24 protein-coding genes are annotated in these 24,308 nt (G+C 68.5%); 15 read left to right on the top strand and 9 right to left on the bottom strand.

The features are described 5' to 3' along the window. Positions 1–89 precede the first annotated feature (89 nt). Entirely contained in the window at positions 90–1,955 is a 1,866-nt protein-coding gene (gene fadD2, locus L2Z93_RS18005; protein WP_090588789.1) for a long-chain-fatty-acid--CoA ligase FadD2, read from the bottom strand. Between the two features lie 189 nt (positions 1,956–2,144). Here fadD2 and L2Z93_RS18010 point away from each other — a divergent pair, with 189 nt between their 5' ends. Continuing rightward, a complete protein-coding gene (locus L2Z93_RS18010) occupies positions 2,145–3,494 on the top strand; it encodes an acyltransferase family protein (RefSeq protein WP_090588790.1) in 1,350 nt (449 codons plus the stop codon). A gap of 29 nt (positions 3,495–3,523) precedes the next feature. Here the strand turns inward: L2Z93_RS18010 and L2Z93_RS18015 are convergent, their stop codons facing one another. Both L2Z93_RS18015 and L2Z93_RS18020 read right to left on the bottom strand, forming a co-directional pair. Further along, positions 3,524–4,312, bottom strand: a complete 789-nt coding sequence (locus tag L2Z93_RS18015) for an SDR family oxidoreductase (RefSeq protein WP_090588791.1) — start codon at positions 4,310–4,312, stop codon at positions 3,524–3,526. A gap of 19 nt (positions 4,313–4,331) precedes the next feature. Beyond that, positions 4,332–4,910 (bottom strand): TetR/AcrR family transcriptional regulator, encoded by a 579-nt coding sequence (locus L2Z93_RS18020; protein WP_090588792.1) that lies wholly within the window; start codon positions 4,908–4,910, stop codon positions 4,332–4,334. Between the two features lie 180 nt (positions 4,911–5,090). Between L2Z93_RS18020 and L2Z93_RS18025 the strand changes: the two genes are divergently transcribed. The 8 genes from L2Z93_RS18025 (at position 5,091) to L2Z93_RS18060 (ending at position 11,357) form a co-directional block, all read left to right on the top strand. Beyond that, positions 5,091–5,780 carry a queuosine precursor transporter gene (locus L2Z93_RS18025; RefSeq protein ID WP_090588793.1) on the top strand — a complete coding sequence of 230 codons (690 nt, stop codon included), beginning with the start codon at positions 5,091–5,093 and terminating at the stop codon, positions 5,778–5,780. A gap of 3 nt (positions 5,781–5,783) precedes the next feature. Next, positions 5,784–6,395 (top strand): 5-oxoprolinase subunit B family protein, encoded by a 612-nt coding sequence (locus L2Z93_RS18030; RefSeq protein ID WP_090588794.1) that lies wholly within the window; start codon positions 5,784–5,786, stop codon positions 6,393–6,395. Positions 6,396–6,400: 5 nt separating this feature from the next. After that, the gene (locus L2Z93_RS18035; protein ID WP_234786124.1) at positions 6,401–7,276 is read left to right on the top strand and encodes a 5-oxoprolinase subunit C family protein; all 876 of its coding nucleotides are present in this window, start codon (positions 6,401–6,403) and stop codon (positions 7,274–7,276) included. Between the two features lie 75 nt (positions 7,277–7,351). Further along, positions 7,352–7,642, top strand: a complete 291-nt coding sequence (locus L2Z93_RS18040) for an Rv0250c family protein (RefSeq protein ID WP_090588795.1) — start codon at positions 7,352–7,354, stop codon at positions 7,640–7,642. Continuing rightward, complete coding sequence (locus tag L2Z93_RS18045) at positions 7,642–8,454, top strand: succinate dehydrogenase subunit SdhC (RefSeq protein WP_090588796.1); 813 nt, start codon at positions 7,642–7,644, stop codon at positions 8,452–8,454. Before L2Z93_RS18040 ends, L2Z93_RS18045 begins: the two co-directional genes overlap by 1 nt. Further along, on the top strand, positions 8,451–10,364 hold the full coding sequence (locus L2Z93_RS18050; protein ID WP_090588797.1) for a fumarate reductase/succinate dehydrogenase flavoprotein subunit: 1,914 nt from the start codon (positions 8,451–8,453) through the stop codon (positions 10,362–10,364). The genes L2Z93_RS18045 and L2Z93_RS18050 overlap by 4 nt, the downstream gene beginning before the upstream one ends. Then, positions 10,365–11,117 carry a succinate dehydrogenase/fumarate reductase iron-sulfur subunit gene (locus L2Z93_RS18055; protein ID WP_090588798.1) on the top strand — a complete coding sequence of 251 codons (753 nt, stop codon included), beginning with the start codon at positions 10,365–10,367 and terminating at the stop codon, positions 11,115–11,117. It abuts the gene before it with no gap. Positions 11,118–11,162: 45 nt separating this feature from the next. Then, positions 11,163–11,357 (top strand): hypothetical protein, encoded by a 195-nt coding sequence (locus L2Z93_RS18060; protein WP_109395656.1) that lies wholly within the window; start codon positions 11,163–11,165, stop codon positions 11,355–11,357. Between the two features lie 26 nt (positions 11,358–11,383). On the opposite strand, the gene L2Z93_RS18065 is transcribed toward L2Z93_RS18060, so the two are convergent. After that, complete coding sequence (locus tag L2Z93_RS18065) at positions 11,384–11,872, bottom strand: flavin reductase family protein (protein ID WP_090588799.1); 489 nt, start codon at positions 11,870–11,872, stop codon at positions 11,384–11,386. Between the two features lie 211 nt (positions 11,873–12,083). Here L2Z93_RS18065 and L2Z93_RS18070 point away from each other — a divergent pair, with 211 nt between their 5' ends. Together L2Z93_RS18070 and L2Z93_RS18075 are read left to right on the top strand one after the other, a co-directional pair. Then, on the top strand, positions 12,084–13,922 hold the full coding sequence (locus L2Z93_RS18070; protein ID WP_090588800.1) for an acyl-CoA dehydrogenase: 1,839 nt from the start codon (positions 12,084–12,086) through the stop codon (positions 13,920–13,922). A 356-nt stretch (positions 13,923–14,278) separates the two neighbouring features. Continuing rightward, on the top strand, positions 14,279–15,145 hold the full coding sequence (locus L2Z93_RS18075; protein ID WP_090588801.1) for a metal-dependent hydrolase: 867 nt from the start codon (positions 14,279–14,281) through the stop codon (positions 15,143–15,145). A 552-nt stretch (positions 15,146–15,697) separates the two neighbouring features. Here the strand turns inward: L2Z93_RS18075 and L2Z93_RS18080 are convergent. From L2Z93_RS18080 to L2Z93_RS18090, 3 genes are all read right to left on the bottom strand, one after another. Then, the gene (locus L2Z93_RS18080) at positions 15,698–16,138 is read right to left on the bottom strand and encodes a hypothetical protein (RefSeq protein ID WP_099541240.1); all 441 of its coding nucleotides are present in this window, start codon (positions 16,136–16,138) and stop codon (positions 15,698–15,700) included. Continuing rightward, complete coding sequence (locus tag L2Z93_RS18085; RefSeq protein WP_090588803.1) at positions 16,102–17,442, bottom strand: Ig-like domain-containing protein; 1,341 nt, start codon at positions 17,440–17,442, stop codon at positions 16,102–16,104. Before L2Z93_RS18085 ends, L2Z93_RS18080 begins: the two co-directional genes overlap by 37 nt. 80 nt (positions 17,443–17,522) lie before the next feature. Then, positions 17,523–18,839, bottom strand: a complete 1,317-nt coding sequence (locus L2Z93_RS18090; protein ID WP_090588804.1) for an acetyl-CoA C-acetyltransferase — start codon at positions 18,837–18,839, stop codon at positions 17,523–17,525. Between the two features lie 126 nt (positions 18,840–18,965). On the opposite strand from L2Z93_RS18090, the gene L2Z93_RS18095 reads away from it, so the two are divergent. Then, positions 18,966–20,330 (top strand): 3-oxoacyl-ACP reductase, encoded by a 1,365-nt coding sequence (locus L2Z93_RS18095; protein ID WP_090588805.1) that lies wholly within the window; start codon positions 18,966–18,968, stop codon positions 20,328–20,330. 1 nt (position 20,331) lies between these two features. Further along, complete coding sequence (locus tag L2Z93_RS18100; RefSeq protein ID WP_272938670.1) at positions 20,332–21,192, top strand: MaoC/PaaZ C-terminal domain-containing protein; 861 nt, start codon at positions 20,332–20,334, stop codon at positions 21,190–21,192. Positions 21,193–21,613: 421 nt separating this feature from the next. Here the strand turns inward: L2Z93_RS18100 and L2Z93_RS18105 are convergent, their stop codons facing one another. Both L2Z93_RS18105 and L2Z93_RS18110 read right to left on the bottom strand, forming a co-directional pair. Next, positions 21,614–22,213: a TetR/AcrR family transcriptional regulator gene (locus L2Z93_RS18105; protein WP_090588806.1), complete on the bottom strand. Its 600-nt coding sequence runs from the start codon at positions 22,211–22,213 to the stop codon at positions 21,614–21,616. A 103-nt stretch (positions 22,214–22,316) separates the two neighbouring features. Then, positions 22,317–23,519: a glycoside hydrolase family 3 N-terminal domain-containing protein gene (locus L2Z93_RS18110; protein WP_090588807.1), complete on the bottom strand. Its 1,203-nt coding sequence runs from the start codon at positions 23,517–23,519 to the stop codon at positions 22,317–22,319. 69 nt (positions 23,520–23,588) lie between these two features. Here L2Z93_RS18110 and L2Z93_RS18115 point away from each other — a divergent pair, with 69 nt between their 5' ends. Next, positions 23,589–24,044: a universal stress protein gene (locus tag L2Z93_RS18115; protein WP_090588808.1), complete on the top strand. Its 456-nt coding sequence runs from the start codon at positions 23,589–23,591 to the stop codon at positions 24,042–24,044. A gap of 87 nt (positions 24,045–24,131) precedes the next feature. Then, positions 24,132–24,305 (top strand): DUF2613 domain-containing protein, encoded by a 174-nt coding sequence (locus L2Z93_RS18120; RefSeq protein ID WP_090588809.1) that lies wholly within the window; start codon positions 24,132–24,134, stop codon positions 24,303–24,305. Positions 24,306–24,308 lie beyond the last annotated feature (3 nt).

Raw genomic sequence — 24,308 nt, forward strand, 5'->3', positions numbered from 1 at the left:
CGCCGATCACGACGCACACACAATGCGCACGCCGATCATCAGGACGCACACACGACGCGCACGCACGCGCCGGAGGTTAGGGACCCGAGCTACTTGCCGTCCTCGACGCCCTCGGCGACGGCCTCCACGTCGACCTCCGCGACGGCGGCGGCGCGCTCGTCCTCACCGCCACCGTGCAGCGCGTCGCCGATCGCCTCGGTGACGGTGGAGACGCCCTCGCCGATCTTCTCCGAGATGTTGGCGGCTGCGTCCTCGACGTCGGCGACGCCCTCGCCGATGTCGCGCAGCACGCGCTTGAGGATCTTGCCGGTGGGGTTGCGCGGCAGCTCGTCGACGAACACCACCTCGCGGGGCACCTTGTAGCGGGCCAGGTTGTCCCGGACGTAGGCCTTGATCGCGTCCTCGTCGATCTCGGCGCCGTCGGCCTTGACCACGAACGCGCGCAGCCGCGAGCCCCACTCCTTGTCGTCGACGCCGAGCGCGGTGGCTTCGATGATCTCCGGGTGCCCGGACAGCAGGTCCTCCACCTCCGCCGGGAACACGTTCTCGCCGCCGCAGATGATCATCTCGTCGTCCCGGCCGCTGACGTAGAGCAGACCGTCGGAGTCGAAGTAGCCGACGTCACCGGTGGACATCAGGCCGTCGATGATCTGCTTGCCGCCGCCGCCGGTGTAGCCCTCGAACGGGAACGTGTTGCCGACGAAGATCCGGCCCACCTCGCCGGGGGTGGTCAGTTCCACGCCGTTGTCGTCGATGATCTTGATCCGCACGCCGACCACCGGCGGCCCGACGGTGGCCGGGTTCTTCTGCAGGTCCTTCGGCCGGGCGATGGTCGCGAACGCGATCTCGGTGGAGCCGTACAGGTTGTAGACCACCGGGCCGAGGTCGTTCATGGTGCGGCTGGCCAGCTCGGCGCCCAGCTGGGAGCCGGAGACGAAGATGATCCGCAGCGCGGAGGTGTCCGGCTTGGTCTCCAGGGTGTCGCGGTAGTCCAGGATCCTCGACAGCATCACCGGCACCACCACCATTGCGGTGACCCGGTATTTCTCCAGGTCCTCCAGCACGTGCGCGGGCTTGAAGCGGCGGCGCAGCACCAGGGTGTTGCCCAGCATCATCGCGATGGTGGCGTGCAGGAAACCCAGCGCGTGGAACATCGGCGCGGGCAGCGAGGTGACCTCACCGCCGCGGAACGGGACCGCCGACACGATGCCGCCGATGGGCGCCAGCGACGGCGGCGCGGCCCGGTTGGCGCCCTTCGGGGTGCCGGTGGTGCCGGAGGTCAGAATGATGATCTTGGCCTGCTTGGCCGCCCGCGGCGCGGGCTTGCCGTCGTCGCCTTCGATCAGCTCGGCCAGCGTCGGCGCGGTGCTGCCCGAGGGCTCATCGGTGTCCGGGTTGGTCGGCAGCGCCCGCAGCTTGCCCAGCGGCGGTTCCGCCGCGGCGACGGCCGCGGTGTACTCGTCGTCGTGAATGATCAGCTGCGCGCCCTCGCGCTCGGACACCTCTTTGATCTGCGGGCCGGAGAATTCGCTGTTGAGCAGGATCATCCGGGCGCCGACGCGGGCGCAGCCGTACAGCGCGATGAGAAACCAGCGATGGTTGCGGGCCAGCAGCGCCACCCCGTCGCCGTCCTGGACGCCCTTGGCCCGCAATCCGTTGGCCACCGCGTGGGCGGCGGCGTCGAGTTCGGCGAAGGTGATCTCACCGTCGTCGTCGATCACCGCGATGCCGTCCGGATTGCGGCGGGCGTTGAGCGCCGGGATCATCCCGATCTCACCCCAGCGGGCCATGTCGGCCAGCATGTTCGCGAAGACCGGCGGGCTCATCTTCAACGCGCCGGAGGAGAACATCTTGCGGGCGTAGTGCAGCTCCGCCGCTCCCCGATCCACGTACTTGGACACCGTTTCGCCCAGTGCGTTAACGCCTTGCTGGGCCAGATCAGTGAGCTTCGACATGTGTCCACCCTATGACCTTCGGCAAGGGTTTCGCCGTGGATTCGCTTTCGACGACGGCCCGCGGATTGGACTCGGTTCGGTGACGATGCGAAAGCCGCCCCGCAGATGGCGCCGGGCACGACGGCAGGTGGGACTTAGAGTCGGAACCGACCGCATCGCCGCCACCCCGAGACTTCCACGGAGGCAGGAATGTCCAGCACCCCGGGCACGACCGCCAAGACGCCCACCCGCGACCTGGCCGTCGACTACTACCGCGTCTCCGGCGTGATGCTGATCGTGTTCGGGCACTGGCTGCTGTCCTCGATCACCTACGTCGAAGGGACCTTCGACCGGGAGAACCCGCTGGTCGACATCCCGTGGACGCAATGGCTGACCTGGCCGCTGCAGGCCGTGCCGGTGTTCTTCCTGGCCGCCGGCTACGCCAGCGCGGTGTCCTGGGGGCACTGGGTGGAGTCCGGGAAGATGTCCCGCCAGGACTGGGTGCGCCGACGGCTGACCACCACGTTGGGCCCGACGGCCGCCTACCTCGGTGTCATCTGGCTGATCATCATCGTGGCGGGCGCGTTCGGTGCCCCGGGCACGGTGCTGGAGTACGCCGGCTGGGCGGTCGCCATGCAGCTGTGGTTCCTGTCCGTGTACTCGATGGTGGTCTACCTGACGCCGATGGGCATGGCGCTGCACCGGCGGTTCGGGCTGTGGGTTCCGGCCGCCTGCGCCGTCGGGGTGGGTGTGGTCGACCTGCTCACCTACGCGGGCGGGGCGCCCTACCTCAACTGGGTCAACTACCTGTTCTGCTGGGGCGCGATGTACCAGCTGGGTCTGGCCTGGCGGGACGGGATGCTGCGAGGCTGGCGGCCGGTGGCGCTGGCGGCGGTGTCCGGCCCGGTGCTGCTCGCGCTGGTGCTGATCGGCCCGTACCCGGTGAGCATGATCGCGATTCCGGGCCAGGAGGTGCAGAACTCCTCGCCGCCATCGCTGGCCATCCTGTTCCTGGGCCTGACCCAGACCGGCATCGCGGCCTCGCTGGCGCCACTGGTGCACCGCGCGATGAGCGGGCGGCTGAAGCCGATCCTGTCGGTGGCCAACGCGAATGTGATGGCGCTGTACCTGTGGCACATGGTTCCGGTGGTCGTCGTGGCCGCCATCGCCTACCCGGCCGGGCTGCTGCCGCAGTACCCGGAGAACAGCGCGCCCTGGTGGTGGATGCGACTGGTGTGGGTGGGCATCCTCGCTGTGGTCACCGCCGGTGAGCTGTTCGCGCTGCTCAAGATGCGCCGGTTCTTCGCCGCGCCGCTGCCGCCGATCCGGGTGAACGCCCCGGCCCGATGGACCGAGCTCAGCCTGCTGGCCGGGGTGATCATGGCCGGCTACGGGATCTCGGTGGTCGCCGCCCAGGGCTTCGCGCCGGGAGGGTCGGTGTCCTGGCACGCGGTGATCCTGTTCGCCGTCGGCTCTGCTTTGGTGGCGGTGGAGCCGCGGCAGGTCGCAAGCGAAGCCGGAGGAACGGAGGCTTCGCGCCGCGGGCCTGCCGCCGGATAGCGCCGGCAGGTTGCACGCTCGCCGCAGGTTCAGCTGTGCGAGACGTATTTATGCAGCAGCCGGGACGCCCAGCTCGGCGCGTAGTGGGTGATCGTCGCCGCGAGTTCGGCCTGCAAGCCGACCGAGTAATGCACCCGGTGTGTGAGCCGATCCAGTGGGCCGGGTTCGACGGCGGCGAGGATCGCGTCGGCGACGTCGTCGCCGCTCAGGTGCACCCCGGTGGTGTCCAGCGAACCGATGTCCAGCCCGTCGACCATCGCGGTCTGCACGAACAGCGGCCACATCGCGATCACCCTGATGCCGTATTCGCCCCACTCGAGGTCCAGCGCCTCGGTGAGACCGCGGACGAAGAACTTGGTGGCGCTGTAGACGGCGAGCTCGGGCTGTCCGTACATCGCCGAGGCCGAGCACAGGTTCACCACGGTGGCGTCGCCGGTGGCGCGCAGCGCCGGCAGTGCGGCCTGGCAGCCGTTGACGACGCCCTTGCAGTTGACGTCGATCAGCCGGCGATGGTCGGCCGGGTCGATGTCCTGCAGCCGTCCGCCGAACAGAATCCCGGCGTTGTTGACCAGCACATTCAGCCCGCCGGCGGCTTCGGTGAATTCGGCCAGCCGGGCGGCGAACTCGTCGTAGTCGGTGACGTCCAAGCGGCCGGTCAGCGGCGCGCCGCCGGCCGCGGCGATATCGTCGGCCAGCGAGGCCAGCCCGGCTTCATTGAGGTCGTAGCCTCCGACGGTGTAGCCCCGGGCGGCGAACTTGAGGGCCGTGGCCCGGCCGATACCCGCCGCCGCGCCGGTGATGAACACACTCTTGGGCATCAAACGCCTTTCGGGTTGTTCAGGCCTGGCGCAGCAGGTCGTCCAGCCGGTTCAGGCCGTTGACCAACCTATCGGCATCCGTGGGACGCCCGTTCATAAATTGCATTGTGACGCCAAGAATCGCCCCGCCGTAGACACCCGTTTGGTCGACGGGCAGGTTGAGCCTAACGGCCACGGCCTGGGCGACCTTCTCCATCGCCACCACGTATTGGGTGTACAGCGGGCCGGCGGCCTCGGGCAGGGTGTACATCAGCGCCTGCCGGGTCACTTCCTCACTGAGCCCGGCGCCACCCATCTCCGCGATGACCTGCTCGAAACCCCACCGGTAGGCGCCGACGGGAGACAACTCGGCCGGCGCCTCCGGGTAGTGCTCCAGGACGGCGTCGACGAGGTGGTCGGACACCAGCACGGCGGCCTTGTTCGGGAAGTAGCGGAAGAAGGTGCTGGTCGAGACGTCGGCCATGGCCGCGATGTCATCGACGGTGGTGGCGGCATAGCCGTGTTCGGCGATCAGGCGGTGCGCTGCTCGCCGGATGTTCTCCCGAGTGCGGTGCTTTTTGCGTTCGCGCAGACCGAGGCGGGGTTCGCGGTCCGACATGGGCCATATTGTCGCCTATCACCGGCCGACGCGGGCGGGCAGGTGGTTGCAACCGCAAGTAGTTGCGTTTGCGAACGCAAGAAAGCCGGAGACCACCAAGCTTCCGCCGCGGCGGTCGCCGGCTTGAGTCGAGCGGCGGCCCACGGCAAAGCATTGCGCGGTCGTGCTTGGATTGTCCGAGTGACCGGCAACTCCCCCGACCAGCCCGGCGCCGCGCCGGCCTACGCCGCCGCCGGCTCCCGCTACTACCCGGTGTTCGTCGCGGTGTTCACCGCGCTGGTGATCATCTCCAATGTCACCGCCACCAAGGGCGTCGCGTTCGGCCCGATCATCACCGACGGCGGGTTCATCGTGTTCCCGCTGACCTATGTGATCGGCGACGTGTTGTCGGAGGTCTACGGGTTCAAGGCCGCCCGGCGCGCGATCCTGCTCGGCTTCGCGATGAACGCGCTGGCGGCGGCCGCGTTCTGGGTCACCGTCGCGCTGCCGGCGGCGGACTTCTACGAGAACCAGGAGCACCTGGAGAACATCGTCGGCGCCTACACCCAGCTCATCGTCGCGGGCATGGCCGGTTTCCTGGTCGGCCAGACGCTGAACGCCTGGACGCTGGTGGCGATCAAGGCCCGCACCAAGGAGAAGCATCTGTGGGCCCGGCTGATCGGATCGACCGCGGTCGGCCAGCTCGGCGACACGGTGGTGTTCTGCGCCATCGCGGCCGGCGCGATCGGGATCAGCACGTTCCGGGATTTCGCCGTCTACCTGGTGCTGGGTCTGATCTACAAGACCTCCGTCGAGGTGGTGCTGTTGCCGGTGACCTACCAGGCGATCGGGTACGTCAAACGCCACGAACCCAGCTACCAGCCCGCCTGAGCCATGGACGCGCTGGACTACGGCGACACCGCGCTGCTGCTCGAGTTCGACGACACCGCGGCGGTGCTGGCGGCCGCCGGGGCGCTGCGCGAGCTGCCCGGGGTGCTCGACGTGGTGGTCGGGGCCCGGACCGCGCTGCTGCGGCTGGCCGGCCCCGCCGACCGGGCGCCGGTCCGGAATGCGCTGGCCGGCCTGCAGGTCCCCGAGCCCACCGCAGCGTCACCAGAACATACCGAGATCGTGATCGATGTGGTCTACGACGGCGCCGATCTGGACGACGTCGCCGACCTGACCCGCCTGAGCCCCGCCGAGGTCGTCGACGCGCACACCGGCACACCCTGGCGGGTCGGTTTCGGCGGGTTCGCACCCGGATTCGGCTATCTGATCGGCGGCGACCCGCGACTGCGGGTGCCGCGCCGCGCCCAGCCACGCACCCGGGTGCCGGCCGGCGCCGTGGCGCTCGCCGGGGAGTTCAGCGGTGTGTACCCGCGGGAGTCCCCCGGCGGCTGGCAGCTGATCGGCCGCACCGACGCCGTGCTGTGGGACTTGAACCGCGACCCGCCGGCGCTGCTCACCCCCGGCGCGTGGGTCCGTTTCCGGGCGGTCCGTCCGTGACCGTCATCGCGCCGCGGGCGCTGCAGGTGCTGCGGACCGGGCCGCTGGCCCTGCTGGAGGACCTCGGCCGGCCGGGACTGAGCCAGCTGGGCGTCTGCCCTTCCGGCGCCGCCGACCGTCGCGCGCACCTACTGGCCAACCGGCTGTTGGCCAACCCCGACGGCGCCGCCACCATCGAGGTCGCCCTCGGCGGCCTGGCGGTCCGCGCGCTGGGCGGGGACCTGGAGATCGCGGTCACCGGCACCGACGCGAGCCCCGAGGTCGACGGCCGGCCCGTCGGCCTCAACAGCGTGCGGCGGTTGCGTGACGGGCAGACCGTGACCCTCGGCGCGCCCATCGCCGGGATGCGCAGTTACCTCGCGGTGCGCGGCGGGGTAGAGACGCCCGAGGTGCTCGGTTCGCGCAGTTACGACACGCTGTCCGGGATCGGGCCGAGGCCGCTGCGGATCGGCGACGTGCTGCCGATCGGCCCGAACCCCGACCCGCAGCCACATCTCGAGCTGGCCCCGGCCCCGCCGCCGCCGACCGACCCGGTGGCGCTGCGGGTGGTCCGCGGCCCGCGCGCGGACTGGCTGACCGACCCCGACCGATTGGTCCGCGAGCACTGGGCGGTCAGCGACCGCAGCGATCGGATCGGGGTGCGGCTGCACGGAACGGCTTTGGGGCACGTCGACCCGGATCGGCAGCTGCCGTCGGAGGGCCTCGTCCGCGGCGCGATCCAGATCCCGCCGGACGGCCAGCCCGTCATCCTCGGCGCGGACCACCCGGTGACCGGCGGCTACCCCGTCGTCGGAGTGCTGCTCGACGAGGACACCGACGCGCTCGCGCAGCTGCGACCCGGGCAGACGCTGCGATTACGGTGGGCAACCGGACATTCGTGACACGTGTCACATTTTCGTCGCCTACTATCGGGTTCGTAGTGTGATGCGCACCACCTTCAGCCCAAGGAGGTCCTCTTGTCCACGACTGCGGAATTGACCGAACTGCGCGATATGGCCGGCCGGATGCGGCACCTGGCGATCGCCCTGCGCGGCCAGCACGCCAACGATCCGAGCATGCGTCGACTCGTCCTCGACGCCGACCGCATACTCGCGGACCTGGACCTGCTGGACGCCGACGCCTATGAGTTGGGTCTGACCCGCTACACCCCGCCGCCCGCCGCGGCCAAGATCCAGGTGCCCGACAGCCGCTACGACGAACAGATCTGGCAGGGCATCGACGACGAGGGCGTGGGCGGGCTGAGGTAGTGGGCTCACCGGGTCGCGGCGTCGGCGTTTTCTCCCCGACGCGCGCGGCGATCGCGGCGCGCACCCTGCGCACCGACCGATGGTGGAAGGCCCCGCTGCTCACTGACCTGGGTCTGGCGGCGTTCATCGTCTACGCGACCGTGCGCGCGCTGTGGGGCAGCGCGTACTGGGTGCCCGACTACCACTATCTGACGCCGTTCTACTCCCCCTGCGTCAGCACCGCCTGCGCGCCGGGCTCCAGCCACTTCGGCCAGTGGGTCGGCGAGCTGCCGTGGTTCATCCCGATGGCGTTCGTCAGCCTGCCGTTCCTGCTGCTGTTCCGGGTGACCTGCTATTACTACCGGCGCGCCTACTACCGCTCGGTCTGGCAGTCCCCGACGGCGTGCGCGGTCGCCGAACCGCACGCCCGCTACACCGGTGAGACCCGGCTTCCGCTGCTGATTCAGAACTCGCACCGCTACTTCTTCTACGTCGCGGTGCTGATCTCACTGGTCAACACCTACGACGCGATCAGCGCGTTCCGCTCCCCGAGCGGCTTCGGCTTCGGGCTGGGCAACGTGATCCTGGTGCTCAACGTGGCGCTGCTGTGGACCTACACCGTGTCGTGTCACTCCTGCCGGCACGTCACCGGCGGGCGGCTCAAGCACTTCTCCAAGCATCCGATCCGTTACTGGATCTGGACGCAGGTGTCGAAGTTGAACACCCGGCACATGCAGTTCGCCTGGATCACCCTCGGCACCCTGATGCTCACCGACTTCTACATCATGCTGGTGGCCAGCGGAACCATCTCCGACCTGAGGTTCATCGGATGACCCAAGAGGACATCGAACGGCACGAATACGACGTCGTCGTGATCGGAGCCGGCGGCGCCGGACTGCGCGCGGTGATCGAGGCCCGCGAGCACGGCCTGCGGGTGGCGGTGGTGTGCAAATCGCTGTTCGGCAAGGCGCACACCGTGATGGCCGAGGGTGGCTGCGCGGCCGCGATGCGCAATGTGAACACCAAGGACAACTGGCAGGTGCACTTCGGCGACACCATGCGCGGTGGCAAGTTCCTGAACAACTGGCGGATGGCCGAATTGCACGCGCGGGAGGCCCCGGACCGGGTCTGGGAGCTGGAGAGCTACGGCGCGCTGTTCGACCGCACCCCTGACGGCCGGATCAGCCAGCGCAACTTCGGCGGGCACACTTACCCGCGGCTGGCGCATGTCGGGGACCGCACCGGCCTGGAGATCATCCGCACCCTGCAGCAGAAGGTGGTGGCGCTGCAGCAGCAGGACTTCGCCGAGTTCGGCGACTACGAGGCCCGGATCAAGGTGTTCCACGAGTGCACCGTCACCGACCTGCTGTTAGAAGACGGCGCGGTTGCCGGGGCGTTCGGCTACTACCGGGAGACCGGGCGGTTCGTGCTGTTCGAGGCCCCGGCGGTGGTGCTGGCCACCGGCGGGATCGGCAAATCGTTCAAGGTGTCGTCGAACTCCTGGGAGTACACCGGCGACGGCCACGCGCTGGCGCTGCGGGCCGGGTCGGCGCTGATCAATATGGAGTTCATCCAGTTCCACCCGACCGGCATGGTGTGGCCGCTGTCGGTGAAGGGGATCCTGGTCACCGAGGGCGTCCGCGGCGACGGCGGGGTGCTGAAGAACTCTGACGGCAAGCGCTTCATGTTCGACTATATCCCGGCGGTGTTCGCCGGGCAGTACGCCGAAACCGAGGAAGAAGCCGATCAGTGGCTGCGCGACAACGACTCGGCGCGGCGCACCCCGGATCTGCTGCCCCGCGACGAGGTGGCCCGGGCGATCAACTCCGAGGTGAAGGCCGGCCGGGGCAGCCCGCACGGCGGGGTGTACCTGGACATCGCGTCGCGGATGTCGGCCGAGGAGATCAAGCGCCGGCTGCCCTCCATGTATCACCAGTTCCTGGAGCTCGCCGAGGTGGACATCACCGCCGATGAGATGGAGGTCGGCCCGACGTGCCACTACGTGATGGGCGGCATCGAGGTCGACCCGGACACCGGCGGCGCGGCCACCCCGGGCCTGTTCGCGGCCGGGGAGTGTTCCGGCGGCATGCACGGCTCCAACCGGCTCGGCGGCAACTCGCTGTCGGACCTGCTGGTGTTCGGCCGTCGCGCCGGGCTGGGCGCCGCCGAGTACGTCGCCGCCCTGGATTCGCGCCCGACGGTCAGTTCGCAGTCGCTGGACGCCGCGGTCGACGACGCGCTGGCCCCGTTCGCCCCCCACGAGGACCCGGAGAACCCCTACGAACTGCACCACGAGCTGCAGCAGTCGATGAACGACCTGGTCGGCATCATCCGTCGGCACGACGAGATGGAAGCCGCGCTGGCCAAGCTCGACGAGCTGCGGGAACGGCTGCACCGGGTCAGCGTGGACGGCCCGCGGGTGTTCAACCCGGGCTGGCACCTGGCCGTCGACCTGCGCAACATGCTGCTGGTCAGCGAATGCGTGGCCAAGGCGGCGCTGGCCCGGCAGGAGAGCCGCGGCGGGCACACCCGCGACGACTATCCGGACATGGACGCCGACTGGCGCAACACGCTGCTGGCCTGCCGTGCCGACGGCGGCGACCCGCTGGTGCCCGATGTGTCGGTGACCCCGGAGCCGCAAGTCCCGATGCGCCCGGACCTGCTGGCCACCTTCGAACTGTCCGAACTGAGGAAGTACTACACCGACGCCGAGCTCGCCGAGCACCCGGAACGGAGCAGCTAAATGGCCCCTTACGACGCATCGCTGCGGGTCTGGCGCGGCGACCCCTCGGGCGGGGATCTGCGCGACTACACCGTGGAGGTCAACGACGGCGAGGTGGTGCTCGACATCATCCACCGACTTCAGGCCACCCAGACGCCGGATCTGGCGGTGCGCTGGAATTGCAAGGCCGGCAAGTGCGGGTCGTGTTCGGCGGAGATCAACGGCAAGCCGCGGCTGATGTGCATGACCCGGATGTCGACCTTCTCCCCCGACGAGACGGTCACCGTCACTCCGCTGCGCACCTTCCCGGTGCTGCGCGACCTGGTCACCGACGTGTCCTTCAACTACGAGAAGGCCCGCCAGATCCCGTCGTTCACACCGCCGGAGGGTTTGCGGCCCGGCGAGTACCGGATGGATCAGCGCGATATCGACCGCAGCCAGGAATTCCGCAAGTGCATCGAGTGCTTCCTGTGCCAGAACGTCTGCCATGTGGTGCGTGACCACGAGGAGAACAAGGCCGCGTTCGCCGGCCCGCGTTTCCACATGCGCATCGCCGAGCTGGAGATGCACCCTCTGGACACCGTCGACCGGCGCGAGGCTGCGCGCGAGGAGTTCGGGCTGGGGTACTGCAACATCACCAAGTGCTGCACCGAGGTCTGCCCCGAGCACATCAAGATCACCGACAACGCGTTGATCCCGATGAAGGAGCGAGTGGTCGACCGCAGCTACGACCCGCTGGTGTGGTTGGGCAACAAGTTATTCCGCCGGCGGTAGAGCGTTTCCCACACAGCTTGGGTCACATCGCGGGCGTAGCCTCGGATGAAGCGGCAATTCAACGACGAAGGGCACGCCATGCTGGGTCAATCCACCATCAGCGTCAACGACATCCGCACCGCGATCCGGGAGCTGTCGGCCCGCGCCGACCTGGCCCGCAAGGAGGGCAGGCTCTCCGACGCCGAAGAGCTCGAGACCCGGGTCGACGGGTACCGGGCAGAGCTCGCCGCCCGGCCCTGAACTCTTAAATTCTGCTCGCGCCGATCTCAGTTCCGTTGGTCGAGGCGTCTAAAGACGCTGCGGTGGAACACCATAGGCGCGACCTCGTCGTGCACGTCCACCGCGTCGACGCGTAACAGCACCACGGTGTGATCGCCGGCGGGCACCAGTTGCTCGGCCCGGCATTCCAGCCAGACACTGGAGCCGTCGACGAACACCGCGCCATTGCGCGTGACGGTCTTCAATCCGGCGAACCGGTCGCCTTGGCCGGCCATGGTGCGCGCGACGGCGTCGTGCGCCGCGCCGAGCACGCTGATGCCCAGCGCCGGGGCCTGCTGCAGCCGGGTCCAGGTGAGCGAGGTGTTCTGCACGCAGAACGACACCAGCGGGGGATCCAACGAGACCGGAGAGAAGGTGCTGGCGACCAGACCGACGCGCTCACCAGCGTGTTCGGCGGCCACCGCGATCACTCCGGAGGGGAAATGCCCGAAGGCGTCGCGCAACGCGGCGGGAGTCAGTCCGCTGGACGTGTCCATGGGTTCAGACTGTACCGGGATACCGGTGCTGACCTGCGCTTGCAATTGCGCCCAACCGGCTGGTTGGGTGCGTCACATTGCCCGCCGGAAAACTTGCATTTAAGGATTCGCTGAGTATAGTTTGGAGTTACTGGTGGGTAACTTAGATCACGGTGCTCAACCACAAAATTCCAGCTCAAATGGCATTTTTTCTCAACGAGGAGGACCGGCCGTGGGCCACTACAAGTCCAACGTACGCGACCAGGAATTCAACCTGTTCGAAGTTTTCGGCATTGACAAGGCGCTCGGCAAGGGCCGGTTCGCCGACCTCGACGCCGACACCGCCCGCGAGATGCTCCACGAAATGGCCCGCCTGGCCGAGGGCCCGATCGCGGAGTCCTTCGCCGACGGCGACCGCAACCCGCCGGTCTTCGACCCCGACGCCCACACCGTGAAGCTGCCGGAGCCCTTCAAGGCCTCGGTGCGCGCGCTGATGGACGGCGACTGGCACAAGTTCGCCCTGGAAGAGGAACTCGGCGGCATGCCCGCCCCGCGCGCCATGCTGTGGGCGCTCAACGAGCACATCCTCGGCGCCAACCCCGCCGTGTGGATGTACGCCGGCGGCCCCGCGTTCGCGCAGATCTTCTACGTCAACGGCACCGAAGAGCAGAAGAAGTGGGCCGTCATGGCCGCCGAGCGCAACTGGGGCGCCACCATGGTGCTGACCGAGCCGGACGCCGGCTCCGACGTCGGCGCCGGCCGCACCAAGGCCACCCAGCAGCCCGACGGCTCGTGGCACATCGACGGTGTGAAGCGATTCATCACCTCCGCCGAGTCCGATGACCTGTTCGAGAACATCTTCCACCTGGTGCTGGCCCGCCCCGAGGGCGCCGGCCCGGGCACCAAGGGTCTGTCGCTGTTCTTCGTGCCGAAGTACCTCTTCGACTTCGAGACCGGCGAACTGGGCGCGCGCAACGGCGCGTTCGTGACCAACGTCGAGCACAAGATGGGCCTGAAGGTCTCGGCCACCTGTGAGCTGACCTTCGGCCAGCACGGCGTCCCGGCCAAGGGCTGGCTGGTCGGCGAGGTCCACCAGGGCATCGCGCAGATGTTCGACGTGATCGAGCAGGCCCGCATGATGGTGGGCACCAAGGCCATCGCCACCCTGTCCACCGGGTACCTCAACGCGCTTGAGTACGCCAAGGAGCGCGTCCAGGGCGCCGACCTGACCCAGATGATGGACAAGTCCGCCCCGCGCGTGACCATCACCCATCACCCGGACGTCCGTCGCAGCCTGATGACCCAGAAGGCCTACGCCGAGGGCATGCGCGCCATCTACCTCTACTGTGCGTCCTTCCAGGACGCCGAGGTCGCCGAGGCCTGCCACGGCGTCGAGCCGGCGCTGGCCCACAAGGTCAACGACCTGCTGCTGCCGATCGTCAAGGGCTGCGGCTCCGAGCGCGCCTTCGTGCTGCTGGGCCAGGAGTCGCTGCAGACCTACGGTGGCTCCGGCTTCCTGCAGGACTACCCCGTCGAGCAGTACGTCCGCGACTCGAAGATCGACTCGCTGTACGAGGGCACCACCGCCATCCAGGCGCAGGACTTCTACTTCCGGAAGATCATCCGGGACAAGGGTCAGGCGCTGGCCTACGTGGCCGGCCAGATCGAGGAGTTCATCAAGAACGACACCGGCAACGGCCGCCTGAAGGGTGAGCGGGAGCTGCTGGCCACCGCGCTGTCCGACGTGCAGGCGATGGCCGCCTCGCTGACCGGCTACCTGATGGCCGCGCAGGAAGAGCCGTCCAGCGTCTACAAGGTGGGCCTGGGTTCGGTGCGCTTCCTGATGGCCGTCGGCGACCTGCTGGCCGGCTGGCTGCTGGCCCGCCAGGCCGCGGTGGCGATCGAGAAGCTCGACGCCGGCGCGACCGGAGCGGACAAGTCCTTCTACGAGGGCAAGATCGCCGCGGCGTCGTTCTTCGCGAAGAACATGCTGCCGCAGCTGACCTCGACCCGTGCCATCATCGAGAACATCGATAACGAGGTCATGGAGCTCGACGAAGCCGCGTTCTGATTCGATTCTCAATCGGTTCGCACCGGCGAAACCCCCGCTTCGGCGGGGGTTTCGTCGTTTCCGGACCATCTTCCCGGCGCATGTGACGGTAGGGCGATTTTCGACGCGTCTATCGCCACACCGTCACTGGCAGCCGCCAACCAACGGGGCCGGGCGCGCAAGGGCCCCGTACTGCCGTCGGGTCGGGGGGTCGGACGACAATACGGGGCTGAGCGCTATATCGACGCCCGGGATCATTGTGTTACCGCACAGTCCGAGAACTGGGAATCCCTGTTCAGGCGCACGCCGGGTAAATCGAAGAATTGATTGACGGAATAATTCCGGCGGCGCATGCTGAAGCCCGAGGAGGTCACAGCATGAACGACGCCGAGAGCGCACGCCCGGCCGGAAAACCGGCGGTGCGGGCACGTCGTATCCGGTTCTCCTACCCCACCGGGTCGCTGGACCGGCACTTCGTCGACGGCGACCTGGTGATGAGCCACATCGTCGCCTACCTGTCCGCGACGTTCCCGGAGGGCGAGGACTTCTTCGTGCGTTCGGTGCGGCACTACGCCGACCGAATCACTGATCCCGAGCTGAAAGCGCAGGTCCGCGGCTTCATCGGACAGGAAGTCACCCACGGCCGCGAACACCGCGCGCTCAACGAGCGCCTCCAGCAGATGGGCTACCCCACCCGCGTAGTCGATCGGCGAACCCGAGCGGACCTCGCCATCTTCGAACGCGTCCTGCCGCCGCTGAACTGCCTCGCGACCACCGCGGCGCTCGAACATTTCACCGCGGTGCTCGCCGAAACGCTGCTCACCGACGAACGGGCGCAGGCGCTCCTCGGCACGACGGAGGTGCGGTCAATGCTGCTGTGGCACGCCATCGAGGAATCCGAGCACCGCGCCGTCGCGTTCGACGTGTACCGGGCCGTCGGCGGCAGCGAGCGACGGCGGATCTGGACCATGCACACCGTCAGGCTGAGCTTCCTGCTGAGCGTCGTCGTCTGCACGGCGCTGTCACTGGTGCGGGACCGCGCCGCCTACAACCCGCGGCGACTGTTCAGCAGCCTCTACCAGCTGCGGCGGTCGCCGTTTCTGGCCCGCTCGGTGTGGTCCCGGTTGAACGCCTACACGAAACTGGGGTTCCATCCCGACGACATCGACAACTCCGCGCTGCTCGAGCGTTGGACCGCCGAGTTGTTCGGCGAGCAGGGCGCGCTGACCGACCACCTGCACTGATCTCGGGCACGAGGGGCTCGCGTGTTGCCACACCCCACCTAAACCACCGTTGCCGGCTCGTTCCCCGGGGCCAGGGTTATGGTGAAAAGGGTGTGATAGAGCTTCCACGGAGCGCTCGTACCCGCGATAGAAACGGTAGAAACCGCTACCGTGCCATCGTCGCCGATCACCACCGGTGACACGGAGTCCGTCATACCCGGGAGCACGATTGTCTGGGCGGGCAGGCAGACCTTGCCGCAGCACGATCACATTGGTTAGCCAGCCGCCGTCGGAGCCCACTCCGCCATCCGTCGCGAGCACCACCGCGCCGTCATCCGCGATCAGAGGTCCCGTGCGTAGCGTGCCGTCGACACTGTGTGTGCTCCCGTCGGGGCGGAGTATCGTCACGCGGCCGTCACCGTCGTGCGTATACACAGCCACCGTGCCGTCTGCGCCGACAGCGAGATCCGCCTTCGCAACCGCATCGCCGTGAAGAGGCAGTTGACTGACGATCTGAGAGCCGTCTGGTGGAACACTCTGACGGTGGTCTGCCATTGGGCGTCAGGATCTGAATCATCCGTGTCGGGGGCGTCGGATACCACTGCGATATCGCCATTCGGACCAACCGTCGCCCAGACGCGGCCACCGATCACCAGATCCGCTGACGGCGCTCACTCCGGTCACCGGGTCGTGGCCGTGCCGCAGCACGGCGTATTCGCCGTTGGCGTTGGTGAGGAGCGCGGTGTTGCCGGCGCCCCCGGCATCAAGTCGCATGTCGCCGCTGAGGAGGCCGATCGTTTGCTCCGGGCCGTTGCCTCGAATCACGCTGACGGTGGTCTTGTCGTTGGCAGAGTCATAGCGCGTGAGGATCACCGCGCCGGGCTCGCCCAGGCGGGCCGAGGTCGCCGACGTCGTCTGCTGCGAGCCGTCGGGGAACCAGGTGGTGACCTTGGGCGCCCCACTGTCATCGAGATAGGTCACTGCGATCGTGTTGTCGGAACCGATTTGCGGCATCTCGGTGAGATGTTTGAACAAGGTCCCCCCGGGATCGGTCTCGCCAGGTCAGGTCGGACCACGTGAGCATCGGGATCGCTGATGGTGAACGGGTCGTTGGTGTGGAGGTGCACGACGATGACCGTTCCGTCCTCAGCGATCAACGTCCGGGTCAGTGTTTCGGTCACAATCCCCGGATATGTGGTGTACCCGGTGTCGTTTAGCACGGCGAGCTCACCGTTCGGAAAGAACGCCACGGTCCTGCCCGGGCCGACGTTGGTGCCCAGAGGCGCGAGGGCTGGCGCATTTAGATCCGACGGGTCCACGACAACACGCACCGCAGTCCCGTCGCGGTTCGGAGCCAGCACATAGAGGCCACCGCTTGTCGTCACCGCAACCGTGCCATCAGCCCCCACCGCCACGCCGGGAGGATAGTCATACTGCAGTTTCGGCACGTCGAACTCTGTTCTCGTGCCGTCGGGGCGCAATACGGTGATCTTGTTCCCGTCCGGAGTCTTGGAAGAGTACGCGGCTGTCCCGTCCGCACCGCGGTTCGCCGTGGCGATTCCGTCGTCCAGGTCGAAGATGGCGCCGGATGAAACCGCAGTGGACACGTACGCCACCGGCACGGCCTTGACGGTGACAATCTGGGTGCTGGTGTGCCCCGGGTCGCCGAGCAACCCGAAGGTGACGGTGTTCAGCAATCCGGACAACCCGTGGATGTGCCAGCCGGAGCCCTCGTCGGTGGCGGTGACGGTGAACTGCTCGGTCGTGGGCGTGGTGCTCGAGACCGGCTTGTAGACCGCCGTGCCGTCGGCGGTGACCGTCAGTGTCCCTCCGTTTGTGCCGCGGTAGACATCCGGCCTGAAGGTGGCGTCGCCGTCGGCGTCGGCGGGCGGGGCCAGGTGCAGGGTGGCGGTGGTGCCCACGAGTTGGGTGTTGACGGTCTGCGTGCCGGCCACCGGGTGGCTGTTGTCGAAGGTGCGCCGCACCCACGCCAGCAGGCCCCAGACCAGCGGGGAATCTCCGGTGCCCGACCCGCCGCCGTTCACCAGCCCGCCGAGGCCGATGGCCGACAGCACCCGGGTGATCGGGTTGCTGCTGACCGCCTGCGTGGTCACCGACTGCGGGGTGACCAACGCCTCGCGCGCGCTGAAGGACGCCGGGGCCGCGAATCCGACGGCCTCGTGGTTGACGACATCGCCGAACATGCGCTTGCCGACCCCGGTGACGTCCACAACGCTGTTGACCAGCGACAACGACGGCCCACTGACGGAATCGACACCATGTTGGATGCGGCCCGCCCCGGCGTCGGTCACAGCCATCCGCGGCGTCGCCAAACGAGAAACACCCCTCCCCCAGGCCAGAGGCCCAATGGGAGGGGTGCTTGTCGTGGAACTGAAACTCAGGCCTCCATGATCGCCGTGACGCCCTGGCCACCGGCGGCGCAGATGGAGATCAGACCGCGCACCGGCTTGCCGGTCTCGGCCTTGCGCCCGGCTAGCTGCTTGGCCAGCTGCGCGACGATCCGGCCGCCGGTCGCGGCGAACGGATGCCCGGCCGCCAGCGACGAGCCGTTCACGTTCAGCTTGGACCGGTCGATTGCGCCCAGCGCGCCGGACAGGCCCAGCTTGTCCTTGCAGTACTCGTCGGACTCCCAGGCCGCCAGGGTGGCCAGCACCACCGACGCGAACGCCTCGTGGATCTCGTAGAAGTCGAAATCCTGCAGGGTGAGGCCGTTGCGGGCCAGCAGCCGCGGCACCGCGTAGGTGGGGGCCATCAGCAGGCCGTCCGCGCCGCTGACGAAATCCACCGCGGCGGTCTCGCCGTCGACCAGGTAGGCCAGCGGCTGATGCCCGTGCGCCACTGCCCAGTCCTCGCTGGCCAGCAGAGCCACCGAGGCGCCGTCGGTCAGCGGCGTGGAGTTACCGGCGGTCATGGTGGCGTCGCCGAGGCGCACGCCGAACACCGGGCGCAGGGTGGCCAGCTTCTCCGTCGAGGAGTTCGGCCGCAGGTTGTCGTCGCGGTACAGCCCGAGGAACGGCGTGACCAGGTCGTCGAAGAAGCCGCGGTCGTAGGCGGCGGCCATGTTCTGGTGGCTGGCGGCGGCCAGCGCATCCTGGTCGGTGCGCTTGACGCCCATCTGCTTGGCGGTGATGGCGGCGTGCTCGCCCATCGACAGGCCGGTGCGCACCTCGGAGTTCGCCGGGGCGTCCAGGCCCAGGGTGGCGGGCAACTTGCCGGCCAGCTTGAGCCGGTCGACGGTGGAACGGGCCCGACGGATGGACAGCATGGTCTTGCGCATCTCGTCGCCGAAGGCGATCGGGGCGTCGGAGGTGGTGTCCACACCGCCGGCGGCGACGGCCTCGTAGCGGCCCAGCGCGATGCCGTCGGCGGCGATCAGCGCGGCCTGCAGGCCGGTGCCGCAGGCCTGCTGCACGTCGAATCCGGGGGTGTACGGCGACAGCTTGCTGCCCAGCACCGATTCGCGGACCAGGTTGAAGTCGCGGCTGTGCTTGAGCACCGCGCCACCGATCACCATGGACAGCTGCTCGCCGTCCAGCCCGAACCGCTCGACCAGGCCGTCGAGGGCGGCGGTGAACATGTCCTGGTTGCTGGCGTGCGCGTAGGCGCCGTCCGAGCGCGCGAACGGGATCCGGTTGCCGCCGAGCACGGCGACGCGGCGCCGGCCTTCGGACCTGGTGGATGCTTCGGTGGGCACGAGAATTCTCCCTACTATTCGCTGTGAGCCGTGGCTCTCTAGTCGAGGGCCATATTACCCACCGTCCTTACTCTGGAGTAAGTTAGTACCCGACCGCATCCCACTGCGATATGAGAGGCAGCTTCCGTGGCCCCCAAGATTCCGTCCGACGTCTACTCCACCGTGTTCGGCTCGGCCCCCGGCGCATTCCTGGCCAAGCAGCTCGGCGTCCCGCAGCCGGAGACGCTGCGCCGCTACCGCGCCGGCGACCCCGCCCTCGGCGGCCCGCTGCTGATCGGCGGCGAAGGCCGGATCGCCGAGCCGATGCGCGACGCCCTGGCCGACGACTACGACATCGTCGGCAACAACCTCGGCGGACGCTGGGCCGACAAGTTCGGCGGCCTGCTGTTCGACGCCACCGGCATCACCACCCCGGTCGGCCTGAAGGCGCTGCACGAGTTCTTCACCCCGCTGCTGCGCAATGTCGCCCCGTCCGGGCGGATCGTCGTCGTCGGCACCACCCCGGATCTCGCCGGCAGCGTCGACGAGCGGATCGCCCAGCGCGCGCTGGAGGGATTCACCCGCTCGCTGGCCAAGGAACTTCAGCACGGCGCCACCGCCCAGTTGGTGTACCTGTCCCCGGACGCCGGCCCGGGTGCGACGGGGCTTGAGTCCACCCTGCGCTTCCTGCTGTCGGGCAAGTCGGCCTACGTCGACGGCCAGGTGTTCTACGTCGGCGCCGCCGACGCCACCGCCCCGGCCGACTGGGACAAGCCGCTGGACGGCAAGGTCGCCATCATCACCGGCGCGGCCCGCGGCATCGGCGCCACCATCGCCGAGGTGTTCGCCCGCGACGGCGCCAAGGTCGTCGCCATCGACGTCGAGCAGGCCGGCGACGCGCTGGCCGAGACCGCGGCCAAGGTGGGCGGCACCGCGCTGGCGCTGGACGTCACCGCCGAGGACGCCGTCGCCAAGATCACCGCGCACCTGGCCGAGCACTACGACGGCCACGCCGACGTGCTGGTCAACAACGCCGGCATCACCCGCGACAAGCTGCTGGCCAATATGGACGACGCCCGCTGGGACTCGGTCATCGCGGTCAACCTGCTCGCGCCGCAGCGACTGGCCCAGGGCCTGGTGGACACCGGCGTGATCGGCGCCGGCGGGCGCATCGTCGGCCTGTCCTCGATCGCCGGCATCGCGGGCAACCGCGGCCAGACCAACTACGGCGCCACCAAGGCCGGCATGATCGGCCTGACCCAGGCGCTGGCCCCCGAGCTCGCCGCCAAGGACATCACCATCAACGCGGTGGCCCCCGGGTTCATCGAGACCAAGATGACCGAGGCCATCCCGTTCGCCACCCGCGAGGTGGGCCGACGGCTGAACTCACTGTTCCAGGGCGGCCAGCCGGTCGACGTCGCCGAGTTGATCGCCTACTTCGCCAGCCCCGCCTCCAACGCCGTCACCGGCAACGCCGTCCGGGTCTGCGGCCAGGCGATGATCGGAGCCTGAGGTGAGCGAGCAACCGTCCAACCTGGCGAACATGCTGCGCGCCGCCGTCGGCGCGCTGCCGGTGATCTCCCGCAGCGCCGAGCTGACCACCCGCACGGTCGAGCTCGACGACATCACCATCGACCGGGAGAACGTGGCGGAGTACGCGTCGGTCACCGGGCTGCGTTACCGCGACACCGTGCCGCTGACCTATCCGTTCGTGCTGACCTTCCCGGCGATGATGTCTCTGGCGACGGGCTTCGACTTCCCGTTCGCCGCAATGGGCTCGGTGCACACCGAGAACGTCATCACCCGGTATCGGCCGATCTCGGTCACTGACACCCTGGGCGTCACCGCGCGGGCCGAGAACCTGCGCGAGCATCGCAAGGGATTGCTGGTGGACCTGATCTCCGAGGTCAAGGTCGGCAACGAGCTGGCCTGGCGTCAGGTCACCACATTCCTGCATCAACAGCGGACCAGCCTGTCCGGTGAGCCCAAGCCGGCGCCGGCCAAGCAGCCGAAACTGCCGCCGCCGAACGCGATCCTGCGCATCACCGGCGGCGATATCCGCCGCTACGCCTCGATCAGCGGGGATCACAACCCGATCCACACCAGTGGCCTCGGCGCGAAGCTGTTCGGGTTCCCGTCGGCGATTGCGCACGGAATGTTCAGCGCCGCAGCGGTCCTCGCCAATATCGAGGCCCAGATCCCGGATGCCGTGCAGTACTCGGTGCGGTTCGGCAAGCCGATCCTGCTGCCGGCATCGGTGGGCGTCTACACCGAAACTTCTTCCGACGCTGGGGATGCGCCGGGTTGGGATGTCGCGCTGCGGAACCTGAAGAAGGGTTACCCGCACCTGACCGGGACCGTCCGCGGGCTCTAAGCCAGACCGGGGTTCGCACATCGAGCCTGACCAGGGTTCTCACATCGAGTGAGAACCCTGGTCGGTTAGTGAGAAGTGTTGGCGCGCAGGCCATCGACTGAGAAATGTCGGCGGCTGGTGAGAACTCAGGCACCTCCGTGAGAACTGGCGGCGGGCGTTTTCATCGATTGAGAAATCAGGGACACGTTGTGCGAGTAACCCCCGCCCCTATTTCTCATTCGATGAAGATCGCCGCCCTCACGTCTCACCGAGCTACCTCAGTTCTCAAACGCCTACCTGACGTCTCAGTCGATGAAAGGCCCCGCCACCAGTTCTCACAACCCGCCATCACGTCTCACTCGATGACCGCTCGTGGCAGGCCGGTCACTGCCGCCGACCTACCGCTCGCGGCAGGCAGGCCCGCCCGCAGCAGGCCCCTCGCTTAGCCGGCGGCGGGCTTGCCCTTGAGCCCCCGCCAGAACAGGTTGGTCAGCAACGCGGTGGCGTCGTCGACGTCGACGTCCCCGGCGCTGACCCGGTTCGCGACCGCCTCACCGGCGCCCACCAGCGCGGTGGCGGTGAGCTCGAAGTCGGTGCCCGGCTCGGGATTTCGGGTTCCGGCGGACAACAGTTGGGCGACCAGGTCGATAATGCGCTCGCGCCCCTCCCGGACCGTGTGCGCAAACGTCTGCGAACTCGTGGCTTGGGTGTACAACACGATCCACGACGCGCGATTGGCGTCGATGTAATTGAAGAACAAGGGCAGCGCCGTAGCGAGCATGTCGCGGGCCGGCAGGCCGAAATCCAGGTTGGCGGCCACCCCTTCGATGAACCGGCGCAGCTCACGGTCGAGCACCGCGCCGAACAGGTCCTCCTTGGAGCCGTAGTACAGGTAAAGCATCGGCTTGGAGATCTCGGCGCGCGCGGCGATCGCGTCCATGGAGGTCTCGTGGTAGCCGTTGACCGAGAACACCTGGACGGCCGCGTCGAGCATCTGCTGCTCGCGGACGGCACGTGGCAGCCGTTTGGTTCCGCCGGCCATCGGCACCCACCTCTCACTCCGCTTATCTGACTCCAGAGTAAGTTACCCGTTCCGGAGCCCAACGGGTCAGGTCAGACCCAGACCGAAACGCGCGCGACGGGCGTCAGCAGGGCAGGTGCCCGCCCTTCATCGCGACCACCCGGCGCACCGCGGCGTCGACCTGCGCCGACGACAGCTCACCGGAATTCACCGCGGCCTCCAGCCGATCCAGCACCGCGGGGACCTCGGCGGTGGTCACCCACAGCGCCACATCCGCGCCCGCCTGCAGCGCCTTCAACGCGGCCTCGGGCACCCCGTACTGATCGGAAATGGCCTGCATCGAGGAGATGTCATCGGTGAACGCCACCCCGCCGAAGCCCATCTGGCGCAGCAGCGCGTAGGCGGCCGGGCTCAACGAGGCTTGCTCGCCGTTGGTCAGACCCGGGACGTTCATATGCCCGATCATCACCGCGGCCGGGCCGGACGGGATCAGCGCCCGGTACGGGGCCAGGTCGGTGGCCTCCAGCTCCGACAGCGGCGGGGTGGTCACGCCGCCGGTGTGCGAATCGCCCGACGCCCGGCCGTGACCGGGGAAGTGCTTGAACACCGGCAGCAGCCCGCCGTCGCGCAGGCCGGCCGCGTAGGCGCCCGCGTACTCGATGACGGTGTTCGGGTCCGCGCCGAAGGACCGGTCGCCGATCGCGCCGTCGGCGTCACCGGCGGTGATGTCGAGCACCGGCGCGAAGTCGATGGTGATGCCCAGCCCGGACATCTTGCGGGCGCGGTCCGCGGCGATCGCCCGGACCTCTTCGGGGGTCTTGGTGGCGGCGAGCTCGCGCGCCGACGGTTGCACCCCGATGACCGACTTCAGCCGGGACACCCGGCCGCCCTCCTCGTCGGTGCTGACGGCCAGTCCGGTCGCGCCGGCGGCGGCCTTGATCTCGGCCAGCGGTCCGCCCAGCATCGACAGGTCGGTCCAGCTGCCGATGAAGATGCCGCCGACCTTGTGGTTGGTGACCACGGCCCGGGCGTCGGCCGCCCCGGTCACGCCGACCATGAGCAGCTGCGCCAGCTGCTCGCGCAGCGGCATCGCGTCGCACATCGGGGCCTGCGGCACGTTGCCGACGGTGTTCGCGGCCGGACGCACGTCCGCGCTCTGCGGGGCCGGGTCGGCGGCGGCCACCGGCGCCGAGGTGCGCGGCGAACGGCTCTGCAGACCGACCACCACGGCGACGGTCAGCACCAGGACGGCCAGGAAACTCAGGGCGACGGTGGCGGGGCGGAGGCTCTTGCGGGCGCGCTTCACCGCATCGAAGAGTGTCGGCATGACCGCAATGTTAACCGGTCGGACCCTTGTGACCTGCCCCACGAGCGTCCTGGGTGATAATCGAAGGCGATGACGGTCGTGATGATCGCCTACGACGGCACACCGGGGGCGCGACGGGCAGTTGGCTACGCGGCCAAGTTCTTGGCGCCCACACGCACCGTGCTCGTCACCGTGTGGGAACCCATCAAACAGCCCGGGGATCAGGTCAGCTTCGACCTCGACGGGCCTCCGGACCCCGGCGACGCCGACGACGTCGACATCGCGTTCGCCGACGCCAAACACACCAGCGACGAGGGCATCACGCTGGCCCGCACGGTCGGATTGTCCGCCGAGGCGCTGTGCGTGTCGCTGCGCGGCACCATCTGGCGGACCATCATCGACGCCGCCGACTGGCTGGACGCGGATCTCATCGTGACCGGCACCCGCGGCACCACCGGACTGCGGTCGCTGCTGCAGTCCAGCGTCGCCGACCGGGTGCTGCGGCACGGCGGGCGACCGGTGCTGATCGTGCCGCCGGAGGCCTGAGGTTCGGCGGCGACCAGCGCCGATCGGGCGATCTGCTAGGTTGGCCCACGAACACCCCAGGGTTTTTCTGATGCTGAAGGAGCTGCCATGTCCCGGTTCGTGGTGCCAGCTGCCGCCAGCATCCTGGTCGGTCTGCTGCTGGGCGCCGCCTCCGTGTTCGGCGCCACCTTGATGGTTCAGCAGGACACGAAACCGCCGGTGACCGCGGGCAATCCCGATTCCGCCGTGCTCAACCGCGTCGAATACGGCGAACGCAAATAGCCT

This window comes from Mycolicibacterium brumae (assembly GCF_025215495.1).
Classification (GTDB): domain Bacteria; phylum Actinomycetota; class Actinomycetes; order Mycobacteriales; family Mycobacteriaceae; genus Mycobacterium; species Mycobacterium brumae.

Bases quoted from the DNA above. Each gene is read 5' to 3' on its own strand.
- L2Z93_RS18120 (WP_090588809.1), top strand. From the start codon at position 24,132: ATGTCCCGGTTCGTGGTGCCAGCTGCCGCCAGCATCCTGGTCGGTCTG.
- fadD2 (WP_090588789.1), bottom strand. From the start codon at position 1,955: ATGTCGAAGCTCACTGATCTGGCCCAGCAAGGCGTTAACGCACTGGGC.
- L2Z93_RS18050 (WP_090588797.1), top strand. From the start codon at position 8,451: ATGACCCAAGAGGACATCGAACGGCACGAATACGACGTCGTCGTGATC.
- L2Z93_RS18015 (WP_090588791.1), bottom strand. From the start codon at position 4,312: ATGCCCAAGAGTGTGTTCATCACCGGCGCGGCGGCGGGTATCGGCCGG.
- L2Z93_RS18115 (WP_090588808.1), top strand. From the start codon at position 23,589: ATGACGGTCGTGATGATCGCCTACGACGGCACACCGGGGGCGCGACGG.
- L2Z93_RS18065 (WP_090588799.1), bottom strand. From the start codon at position 11,872: ATGGACACGTCCAGCGGACTGACTCCCGCCGCGTTGCGCGACGCCTTC.
- L2Z93_RS18010 (WP_090588790.1), top strand. From the start codon at position 2,145: ATGTCCAGCACCCCGGGCACGACCGCCAAGACGCCCACCCGCGACCTG.
- L2Z93_RS18055 (WP_090588798.1), top strand. From the start codon at position 10,365: ATGGCCCCTTACGACGCATCGCTGCGGGTCTGGCGCGGCGACCCCTCG.
- L2Z93_RS18030 (WP_090588794.1), top strand. From the start codon at position 5,784: ATGGACGCGCTGGACTACGGCGACACCGCGCTGCTGCTCGAGTTCGAC.
- L2Z93_RS18105 (WP_090588806.1), bottom strand. From the start codon at position 22,213: ATGGCCGGCGGAACCAAACGGCTGCCACGTGCCGTCCGCGAGCAGCAG.
- L2Z93_RS18080 (WP_099541240.1), bottom strand. From the start codon at position 16,138: ATGCCGCAAATCGGTTCCGACAACACGATCGCAGTGACCTATCTCGAT.
- L2Z93_RS18020 (WP_090588792.1), bottom strand. From the start codon at position 4,910: ATGTCGGACCGCGAACCCCGCCTCGGTCTGCGCGAACGCAAAAAGCAC.
- L2Z93_RS18060 (WP_109395656.1), top strand. From the start codon at position 11,163: ATGAAGCGGCAATTCAACGACGAAGGGCACGCCATGCTGGGTCAATCC.
- L2Z93_RS18075 (WP_090588801.1), top strand. From the start codon at position 14,279: ATGAACGACGCCGAGAGCGCACGCCCGGCCGGAAAACCGGCGGTGCGG.
- L2Z93_RS18110 (WP_090588807.1), bottom strand. From the start codon at position 23,519: ATGCCGACACTCTTCGATGCGGTGAAGCGCGCCCGCAAGAGCCTCCGC.
- L2Z93_RS18085 (WP_090588803.1), bottom strand. From the start codon at position 17,442: ATGGCTGTGACCGACGCCGGGGCGGGCCGCATCCAACATGGTGTCGAT.